General features: G+C 68.2%; 6 protein-coding genes. 2 read left to right on the top strand and 4 right to left on the bottom strand.

Annotated features, from left to right (window positions below):
* Positions 1 to 60 precede the first annotated feature (60 nt).
* Both ACYVN4_RS34410 and ACYVN4_RS34405 read right to left on the bottom strand, forming a co-directional pair.
* Positions 61 to 1,401: a MupA/Atu3671 family FMN-dependent luciferase-like monooxygenase gene (locus ACYVN4_RS34410; RefSeq protein ID WP_460726362.1), complete on the bottom strand. Its 1,341-nt coding sequence runs from the start codon at positions 1,399 to 1,401 to the stop codon at positions 61 to 63.
* Positions 1,398 to 3,104, bottom strand: coding sequence for a fatty acyl-AMP ligase (locus ACYVN4_RS34405; protein ID WP_460726360.1), 1,707 nt, complete (start codon positions 3,102 to 3,104; stop codon positions 1,398 to 1,400). Before ACYVN4_RS34405 ends, ACYVN4_RS34410 begins: the two co-directional genes overlap by 4 nt.
* Positions 3,105 to 3,512: 408 nt before the next feature.
* Between ACYVN4_RS34405 and ACYVN4_RS34400 the strand changes: the two genes are divergently transcribed.
* Positions 3,513 to 3,794 carry a transposase gene (locus tag ACYVN4_RS34400; RefSeq protein WP_460726358.1) on the top strand — a complete coding sequence of 94 codons (282 nt, stop codon included), beginning with the start codon at positions 3,513 to 3,515 and terminating at the stop codon, positions 3,792 to 3,794.
* 111 nt (positions 3,795 to 3,905) lie between these two features.
* On the opposite strand, the gene ACYVN4_RS34395 is transcribed toward ACYVN4_RS34400, so the two are convergent.
* Together ACYVN4_RS34395 and ACYVN4_RS34390 are read right to left on the bottom strand one after the other, a co-directional pair.
* Complete coding sequence (locus tag ACYVN4_RS34395) at positions 3,906 to 7,076, bottom strand: FAD-dependent oxidoreductase (RefSeq protein WP_460726356.1); 3,171 nt, start codon at positions 7,074 to 7,076, stop codon at positions 3,906 to 3,908.
* 134 nt (positions 7,077 to 7,210) lie between these two features.
* Positions 7,211 to 7,888, bottom strand: a complete 678-nt coding sequence (locus ACYVN4_RS34390; protein ID WP_460726354.1) for a hypothetical protein — start codon at positions 7,886 to 7,888, stop codon at positions 7,211 to 7,213.
* A gap of 293 nt (positions 7,889 to 8,181) precedes the next feature.
* Here ACYVN4_RS34390 and ACYVN4_RS34385 point away from each other — a divergent pair, with 293 nt between their 5' ends.
* Positions 8,182 to 9,819, top strand: coding sequence for a hypothetical protein (locus tag ACYVN4_RS34385; protein ID WP_460726352.1), 1,638 nt, complete (start codon positions 8,182 to 8,184; stop codon positions 9,817 to 9,819).
* The last annotated feature ends 21 nt before the right edge of the window (positions 9,820 to 9,840 follow it).

Here is a 9,840-nt window from a genome sequence, read left to right as displayed (position 1 = left end):
ATACGGCTCCTGCGTCTCGAAACGGGTGAACGATTCCCTACACGGACAGCGCCGCTTTTCTCAGACGGACAACGCCGTGGACTTCAGTCGTGCGAGTGCTTCGAGACCGGACAGCACCTCGGCATCGGGGATGCCGAAATCGATGAGGCAGGCGATCTCGTCGACGCCGATCTCGTGCAGCCGGGCGACCATCGCGGCCGTGGATTCCGGCGTGCCGAACAGGCCGTTGTTGCGGTAGTAGCGTTCGAAGGCGAAGTCCAGCACCTTGGCCCGGGTCTTGGCGTCGAGGCTGTCGAGCGCCTCCGAGCCGCGCCGCCACAGGTCCACGGAGTCCTCGAGATAGCGCTTGAACGGTCCCTCGACGGTGGCGCGCACCCGCGCCTCGTCGGGGCCTACGAAGGTGTGCAGCATGACGGTGACGGTGCCCGCGTCGGGATCGTGGCCGTGGCTCGCCCGCGCGGCGCGGTAGGCGGCCAGCTTCGCCGCCAGCTCGTCGACCTCTTGGAACAGCAACGCGGTCAGCACATTCGCGCCCAGCGCCCCGGCCATCTCGAAGCGTTCGATGCCTCCGCTACAGGTCAGCCAGGTCGGCAGCGACGGCTGCACGGCGGCCGGGAAGATCCGGACCTCGCGCTGCTGCCCGGTCCCGGTGGGCCGGGTGACCGATTCGCCACGCCAGAGCCGCTGCACGGTTTCCATTCCGGCGCGGGTGATCTCGACGCGCTCGGCGTAGTTGTCGGGGGCGAGCAGGAAATCGTCGGCGTTCCACCCGGTGGCGAAGGCCACGTCGACCCGGCCGCCCGAAAGGTTGTCCACGACCGACCAGTCCTCGGCGACCCGGATCGGATTGTGCAGCGGCAGCACCACACTGCCCGCGCGGATGCGCACCCGCTCGGTCGCGGTCGCCAGCGCCGCCCCCAGCACCGCCGGGTTCGGATACAGGCCGCCGAAGCTGTGGAAGTGCCGCTCCGGCACCCAGATCGCCCGGAAGCCGTGGGTGTCGGCGAAGCGCGCGCTGTCAAGCAGCAGGCGGTAGCGGCCGTCGGCGTGCTGTTGCGCGTCACTGGCGAAAAACAGCAGGCTGAAGTCCATTTCGCGACGTGGCTGCCGCTGCTCGGGCCGAGATCCGATGTGCGGCTCCCCCGGCACCTGCCCGTTGCCGCGGCCGTCGACCATCGCCGCGACGTCGGCCAGGCTCAGGCCGTCGAAGATGTCCTCGGCGGTGATCTCGGTGTCGTAGCGGTCCTCGAGAATCGTCATCAGCTCGGCGGCCTTGACCGAATCCAGGCCCAGCGAGGTGAGCGGCGAGTGCGGATCCACCTGGTCGCGTTCGAGCCGATCGGCGGCCCAGCGCACAAAGAACTCCAGCACGGTAGCGCTGTCGGACGGTGTAGTGGTCATCGCACGCTCCCCTGGAATTCCGTGGCCGTGGAGAAGGTTTCGCTCAACCGCTGCCGCTGGATCTTGCCGCTGGTGGTCTTGGGCACCTCGCCCTTACCGACGAACACCACCCGGTGCACGCTCACGGCGTACTCGCGGCTGACCACGTCGCGAATCGAATCCTCCAGTGCCGCGATCTGATCGGCGGGCAGGCCGTCGGCGAGCTCGCCGACCACCAGCACCCGGTCCTGGTTGTCGACCTGGGCGGCGAACACCGCGCAGCCGCCCGGCCGAATGTGCGGATGACCGGACAGGATGGTGCGCTCGACATCCTGCGGGAAGATATTGCGGCCGTGCACGATCATGAGTTCCTTGCTGCGCCCGGAGATGTAGAGCTCGCCGTCGCAGACGAATCCGAGATCGCCGGTGCGCAGGTAGCGGGTGTCGTCCTCGCCCGCGATGGTGGCCGCGAAGACCTCGGAGGTCTGCTCGGGCTTGTCCCAGTACCCGGCGGTGATGCTCGCGCCGCGCAACCAGATCTCACCGATCCGGTCGGCCGCGCAGCGTGCACCGGTCTCCCGGTCGACCACGGCGATCTGCGGGCCCACCGGGCCGACGCTGATCAATTCCCGGCCATCGGGTTTCGCGATCGCGTGACCGCCCTCCAGGTCCGCCGCCGAGAAGCCGCGCGAACGCGCACCCGCGCCACGATCCCCGCCGTTGACGTACAGGGTGGACTCGGCCAGCCCGTACATGGGCGCGAAACTGCTCGCCCGGAAACCGCTGACCGCAAAGGCATCCACGAAGGCCCGCAGGGTATTCGGATCCACCGGTTCCGCACCGACGAAGGCGATGTCCCAGCCGGTCAGATCCAGCTCGGCGGCCGCATCCGGGGTGACCCGCTTCGCGCACAGCCCGTAGGCCAGATTGGGGCCACCCGCGACCACCCGCTCGCCCGCGGCGATCTCCCGCAGCCAGCTCAGCGGATCCCGCAGGAAGGTCATGGGCGACATGAGCGTGGCCGGGAACCCGGCGAACATCGGCAGCAACGCGCCCTGGATCAACCCCATATCGTGATAGGGCGGCAGCCAGGAGACGATCGAATGATCCGGCGTGAGTTGATATTTCGAGCGCAGCAGCCCGAGATTGGCCATCAGGTTCGCATGCCGGACCATGACACCCTTGGGCGTCCCGGTGGAACCGGAGGTGTACTGCAGGAAGGCGATATCGTCCGGACCCGGCACATCGGCGGGCTCGTAGCCCAGGCCACGGCCCGCCTGCTCGCTGTCGATGACCCGGATGCCGCCGAGCCGCTCACTGTCGACGGGCACCACCGACAGCGGTGCGATCGCCGCCGCCGCGCCACTGTCGCGCAGGATCGCCGCCAGCGTCGCGAGCTGCTGCGCCGACATCGGAAGGTGAACCGGCACTGCGATTCTGCGCGTCGTCAGGCAGGCGAAGAAGCCGCACACGAAGTCGGGTCCGGGCGGGCACAGCAGAGCCACCCGGTCCCCGGGCGCGGTCTCGGCGCTGATCCGCTCGGCCAGCCCGGCGATCCGCTCCCAGAGGTCGCGGTGGTCGAGGACCTCCCGATCCTCGCGGCGGTTGGCGAAAACATAGGCCGATCGATGCGGGGTATCGAGCACTCGCGCGGACAGAATGTCCACCAGGGTGCCGGCTTCGGTCGCCCGACTGCCGTGCGAGTTCCTTCTCGATCTCTGCATACGCCTGGCTCCTCCTGGATCCTCGACCGTCACACCACATCCGGCAATCAAAAGAGTGAAACGGCTACTAGCAGAAAAGAGCAGCTGACAGAACAGTCCAGGCCCCATCTTCGCTGTCGGAAGGGGACACGGCAACGATAGGGCCAACCGTCGCGTGTCGGAGACCGGGACCGTTGTGCCCGGAGGGATTTAATTCATCGAGTGCCCCAGATAAAGGACCGACCGGTCGTTGAATTTCTTAAATGGAATTCCACTACTTTTAAATCCTTGACCGATCCAGCTGCGAAAATCTATCGTCTAGGTAACACTTGAAGGTAGAAGTAATCACCTTTTCATTACAAATACATCTCGGGGCTTCCCCGATGCGCTCTCCCGATGGATAACCGACACCGCCTAAGGAGACTCTCCATGCCCAAGCGCTATTCAGCAGAAATCCGCCGCAAAGTACTCGAGTTGATCTCCACCGGGCGCACCGTCTCGCGCGTCGCCTCGGATCTGGGCATCGCCGAGCAGACGATCTACAACTGGCGCCGCCAGGAGTTGATCGCGACGGGACAGGCTCCCCTGACCCGCGGCGGGCTACTGGAACTCGCTGCCGCGCAACGGCGCATCGAGGACCTCGAACGAGAAGTCATCCAGCTCCGGCAATGTCGTGAGGAACTCGAGCACGCCGTCGCGGCACTACCCTAGTCCCGGAGCCACCGGTACCGGCTCCGGGACTTGCCGCGCCCGCCGTCACGGCGGGCGCTTTCGGCTTTCCGGGCATGTTTTCGGCCTCGCTCGCACTCCCGCACCGCGGCCTCAGTCCGCCAGCACCGACCAGTCACCGGCATACAGCGCATTGCGCGCGCTCACCGAAATCGGTGCGCGCGTGCGGATCGCGTGCTGGGCGGCGGCGATATCGCCCGGATGATGGCCCAGGACGGTCGCTCCCACCACCGTCCCGCGCTCCAACACCAGCCTGCGGTACGAGCCCGGCCGATCCACCACGATCACCTCGCCACCCGGCTGCGGCTGCACGACACCCAGCGCGAACAGCTCCAGCCCGACATCCTTCAGGATCGCCGCCGGCGATATCTCGGCCAGCGAACGGTTCCCGCCCAGCGCGTTGACCGCCGCGACCTGCCCCTGCTCGGCCGCGATCGGCCACAGCCCCACCACCTGCCCGCGATGCTCGGCGACATCGCCCGCGGCGTACACATCCGGCACACCCGTGCACATCCGATCGTCGACCAGGATGCCCCGCCCGACCGGAATGCCCGCGGCGCAGGCCAGATCGGTGTTGGGCCGAATCCCGGTGGCGGTCAGGAACAGATCGCACGGTAGCCGCCCCGCACCGGCCAGCTCGACACCGTGCACCGCCGGATCACCGGTGACCCGCACGCACTCGGCGCGGCACAGCACCCGGATGCCCAGGCCCGACAGATGATTCAGCAGCAGATCCGCGCACCGCTCGTCGATGTGGCGCGAGAGCAGATGGTCGCCGCGCTCGAGCACGGTGACCGCCAGCCCGAGTCGATGCAGCGCGGCGGCGATCTCCACGCCGAGCAGACCCGCACCCGCGATGACGGCGTCGGTGCAGCCGAACTGCTGCACATAGGAGCGGATGCGCATGGCGTCGTCGGCCTCGTGCAGCGCGAAACAACCGGGGCGCCACAGCCCGTCGATGGGCGGCGTCGAACTGCGCGCGCCCGTCGCGAGGATCAGCCGGTCGTAAGGCAGGGCCTGCCCGGTGGCCAGCCGCACCTGCCTGCCTCGCACATCCACGTCCGTCACCAGGGTGTTCAGCCAGGCCGTCACCCGATTGCGCTCGTACCAGCCCTCCGGCAACAGGGCCAAGCCCCGCATGGCGGAACGGCCGTACACCAGCCGCGAGATTCCCATCCGGTTGTAGGGGCCGTGCGCTTCCTGGCCGACGAGGTGGATCTCGCAGTCGGGATGGCCGCGACGGATGAAGTCGGCGGCCGTCACGCCCGCGATCCCGCTGCCGATCACCACCACGCTGACGATCGACCGGTCGAAAGCCGCCGGGGCGCTGGGCAGTACGCGGCCCGGCTGCGGTGTCAGCGACGCCCGCACGGTGCCGTGGTCGAGGCGCGCGCAGCACGCCATTCTGGTGTTGTCGGCGAAACCGAGGCGGCGCAGGGTGTTCAGCTCATCGGGGCCCGGCACCGACAGCGCGTCGGCCCCCGCGAGCACCGCCACCGGGTCGGCTCCGCAGACGCCCATGCGGCAGCCGGATTCGATGCGCCTGCCCGCACGCTCGGCGATCTCGAGCAGGCTGGCCCCCACCTCGATCTCGCCCTCGACCGGCGTCGCATCGAAAACCACCGACCGCGTGGGCGTTTCCACCGTCCGGACGCCGCGCGGGCGCGGCAGCGGCAACAGCACGGGCTCGGAGCGGAGCCCCGTGTGCACCGCGTACTGCAGTTCGACGACGCGGGTTCGCGCGACCCAGCAGAGGGTGACCAGCAGCATCGTGCCGCGAATCTGCCAGCGCAGCCAGGACAGATCGACACCGAACAGCATCGACGCCGAGTGCGCCAGCGACGCACCGGTGAACCAGTAGAAGACATTCAGCGCGATCGCGGCGGCGCCCACGCTGAGCATGGCCGGGCTGAGCCGGGTCAGGGTGTCGACGGTGAAGTAGGCGGCAACGGCGACCGTCATGAACAGTGCCAGCAGCAGAATCCGTTGCACCGCAGCGAGTCCGTCGTGGCGGGACAGCACGAAGAAGCCGAGGACGAAGCCCGGCAGCGCGGCCGCGAACAGACGGCGCGGGCCGTTCCACAGTGCGGCCGGGTCGGCCAGGTCGGCCTGGTACGCGCTGCGCGGTCGCAGGTCGAAACAGTTCTTGGCGCAACCCACGCAGGGTTGGCAGTGGGTGTTGCGCACGGTAACAAACGGCGTCTGCCCGTAGGCGCGTTGCAGGGCGAACAGGGGGCAGATGGTGCTGCACCAACCGCTCTTGCCCTGATACAGCAGCCCACCGGTGAAGGCGGCCGCCAGCACCGCCGCCAGCACGATCCCGGCGGCGAGCCCGCTACGGTCCAGGCCCGCCAGGCGCGCGCCCGCGATCGCGAAGAAGGACGTCACCGACACCAGGTAGCCGCGCGAGCGCAACCAGGCCGGCGGCGGCTTGCCGAGGCCGAAACCACGCACGCGCGCAAGCTGATTCACCGCCGCCAGCGGGCAGGCATTGCGCCACGCTCCCGGGGCGAGCAGGAACAGCGCGGGCAGCACCGGGACCACGATGCCGAAGAAGACGAAGAGCCCGACCGCGGGCGCGAGGAACATGGCGACGATGTCGGCGAGATAGATGGTGACACTTGCTATTCGGACGTAGCGCCAGAGCCGGTCGGGGATGCGGGCGGGAAGGTCGGTGACGGTCGGGAACGGCGGTCGCCGCCCGGTCGGGTCGATGCCCAGCAGCCGATTCGCCATGGTGATCCACGCACCGGGTGGGCGAGTGGAGACCTGATGTTCGGGTCGGTGCGCGGAGACCCGCTGTGTCCGACCCGGTTTCGTGGTTGTCGTAGCGTCGGTCGGCCCATCCGGATCCGCCGACGGCGCGTACAGCACCGCGATCAGCGTGCCGCCGATCTCGATCACGTCACCGGCGGCGAGCGTCACCCGCCCCGTCAGCCGCGCGCCATTGACGCAGGTACCGTTGCGGCTGCCCAGATCGACCAGGGACAGCCCCGTCGGGCTGGGCACCAGGCGCAGATGTTCGCGCGAGACACCGGGATCGGTGACCCGGATGCCATGGTGGGACCGGCCGATCGTGGTCGGTCCGCCGAGGCGTTGCCGCCGCGGCGGCCGCCCGGGCTCCCGGATCTCGAGCAGCGGCGGCCCGCCCGCAACCCCGAGCCGGCGGCTGACCCGCCGTAATTCCTTGTGCCCGGCGGATACTCGCGGTGAAGGCAAGGTCTCCATGCCGTCGCCGTCGTAGGAATCGGGGTGCTCGATCACGGGTTCTCGTTTCGGAATCGAATCGGCGGATATCGAATACACGGATCTGACGTGACAGCGAAATGCGTTCGAGGGCGACAGTTTTCGGCGCGATGTGGAGGCCGCCCCCGACGCTCGTGGCGAGTCTGTGTCGATCACCTCCCCGGGAACGGCTGGGTGATGGTCGAGAAGTACTGCACTGCGGCGAGCACGGCCACCGGCGCGGTCACCAGCAATTGCCCCGCGAGCGTGCCCAGCGCGCCGAAGCCCGCGATGCCGCCCAGGCAGCCCAGCAGCGCGGCGGGCAGGATCGGCCCGAACAGCCCGATGATCGTCGCGCCCGCCACGGTCGCGCCCGCGATGCCGCCGAGCAGGCAGCCCACCGCCGCGCCACCCATTCCGCCGGCCAGGGTGCCGCCGCTGGCGCCGATCATGATGGTGTCCTTCATGCGATTGAAGGCGGCCTGCTCCCGATCGAACGGCGTCTTGAACTGGGTGCTGTCCTCGAAGGGCAACGCCACCGGACGATAGACGGCGTGGTCGATGTCCAACTGCGGCGTGAGGGTCGCGGTGTGATCGGCGATATCGGCCGCGATGGGGAATTCGAAATCGTCGACCCGGAATTTCAGGTCGACGCCCGCGACGGTGGCCCCATTCGGCGCCTTGATTGTGAACACCCCATCTTCGACGCCCATCGATCCGACGTCGGTCGAAATTATCGCGCCCTCCGGAGCGTTTCTGGCGGTGAAATGGACGGCCTGATCGACAATCGGACCGGCATGGGCGCCACCGCCGCAGACGCCGAGCGCAACGATGGTCAATGCCGTGGTCACAAGGGTTTTCCAGATATGCACAGTGGTTTCCTCATCCCCAGATCTCGGCGGAGTGTGGTGCGGTGGTGACCATGATCGTGCGAGGCCGGGGAGATGTAAACACTGCGTCCAGTAACGGAATCTCCAATAACTCCATAGTGGAATTCCATTATGATCCGGCCCTTGCCGGGCGCAGTCGGGCGTACCTATCGTATGGGCCACGCACATGCGTATCCGAAAATCTCGGGCACTCCCGAATCACGGTCCGTGATAGTACCGAGATTGCCGATTCTCGATGTCCCGAGGAGAATCTCGTGCTTGGAAGGAAATCCGCGGCTGCTCTCTCGGCCGCTACCCTGCTGGTCGGCGCGGTATTGATCGTCGACGGCGGCCGTGAGGCGGGGGCGGCCGCGCCGGATCAGAACTGCACACTGGTGGTGCCCGCCGACCCGCTGTCCGCCGAGGGCCTCGCCACGCCCTATCAACTGGTCGCTACCGATCCGGCGGCCGGAGCCTGCAACGAGGCGAACCCGAATCAGTCGGCCTTCGTGGAGGCGGCGATCCTGGCCGAGGACGGCACGCTCACCACCTATGACCCGCTGGTCGTCGACCAAGGCACGCAACCGGCCGTCACGCCGGTGCCCGCGCAGGTGAATCGCGCTGCGACCGTGGGTATCTGGTTCGGCTTCAACGGCGCCAACCTGACGTTGCAGGCGGCCGACGGCGGCGACGGTCTCGCGCGCGGCCACTGTGTCAACGGCCTGCGGCACGGATCGATCTTCGGGCAGTTCGCGTATTGCAATGCGCGCGAGTTCTTTCGGGCCGCCAATCGCCGGATCGCCGACCATCGGCTCGTCGTCCCCGGCACCGGCACGGCCAAGGACGGCTTGCCCTGCCCGACCGTGCGCGACTTCGTCGTGGTGGATCAGGATCAGAGCGACAATGTGGTCACCCACTATCTGGCCACGGCGAACGGGCAGACGGCCCAGCTCGACGCCGCCAACACCGCGCAGCTCACCACTGCGACCGACCTGGCCAACGGCAGCGACAATCTCCTGCTGAGCCGATTCATCGATCCCGCCCTCGGCTGTACGCCGTGGATGGTGCCCAATCAGTCCGCCGATCGGCAACCGACTCCGGCCCTGGCGACGGACGAACTGTCGGCCGCCGCCAACCAACAGGCCCCGATCGCGCTCGTCCCGCTGACCGACCCGATGACCCTCAGCAATGGAGCTACCAACGTCCTCAAGACCGATCTCTATCGGCAGGGCGTGAACCAGGGATTGGTCCGGGGCCGCGATCGCGACGAGGACGGCGACGGCGCGGACGCCGTCGAAACCGCCGACGCCGCAACCGTTCCCGGCACCGGCGGCAATGGCCGGATCACCGCGGACGGGCGCACCCACACCGGGGACGACGGTGACGGCGCGACCTACTGCACCAACCTGTTCACCACCGCGAACGGCGTCCAGCGCGTGTTCACCGATCAGCAGATCTTCGCCGCCGCACCCTCGGTGGATCCTGCCGCCGCAACGAACCTGTTCACCTTCCTGGCTATGCGCGCCCAGCAGTCCTTCGCAAACCTCAACTGCCAGGCGCTGATCGGCAAACCCAACCCCGTCGCCCTCACCACCGACGCCAATGGCGTGGTCACCGCGGCGACCTTCACCCCGGACGGCGCGGCGACCACCACGCCGACCACGTCCGAGACGACCTCGCAGGACCCGGCGCCGAGCACCGAAATAACAACGCCCACACCGTCTTCGACCATCCCACTGTCGACGACCGTGCTACCGACCACGACGACACCGTCACCGACAACAGCATCACCGTCACCGACCACCGAGGTGCCGACCGCTACGACGGAGCCGCCGACCCGGACCCGTTCCCGGCAGCCCGGACGTCACGGACGCGGTGCGGACCCGACGACCAGCTTCGGACGGCACTGGTAGTGCGGCCTTTCCGTCGTTCTA

The sequence above is a fragment of the Nocardia heshunensis genome, from assembly GCF_054782115.1.
The sequence above is the reverse complement of the archived record's forward strand: the minus strand, read 5'-3'. Positions and strand labels throughout refer to the sequence as shown.

Bases quoted from the DNA above. Each gene is read 5' to 3' on its own strand.
- ACYVN4_RS34410 (WP_460726362.1), bottom strand. From the start codon at position 1,401: ATGACCACTACACCGTCCGACAGCGCTACCGTGCTGGAGTTCTTTGTG.
- ACYVN4_RS34405 (WP_460726360.1), bottom strand. From the start codon at position 3,104: ATGCAGAGATCGAGAAGGAACTCGCACGGCAGTCGGGCGACCGAAGCC.
- ACYVN4_RS34400 (WP_460726358.1), top strand. From the start codon at position 3,513: ATGCCCAAGCGCTATTCAGCAGAAATCCGCCGCAAAGTACTCGAGTTG.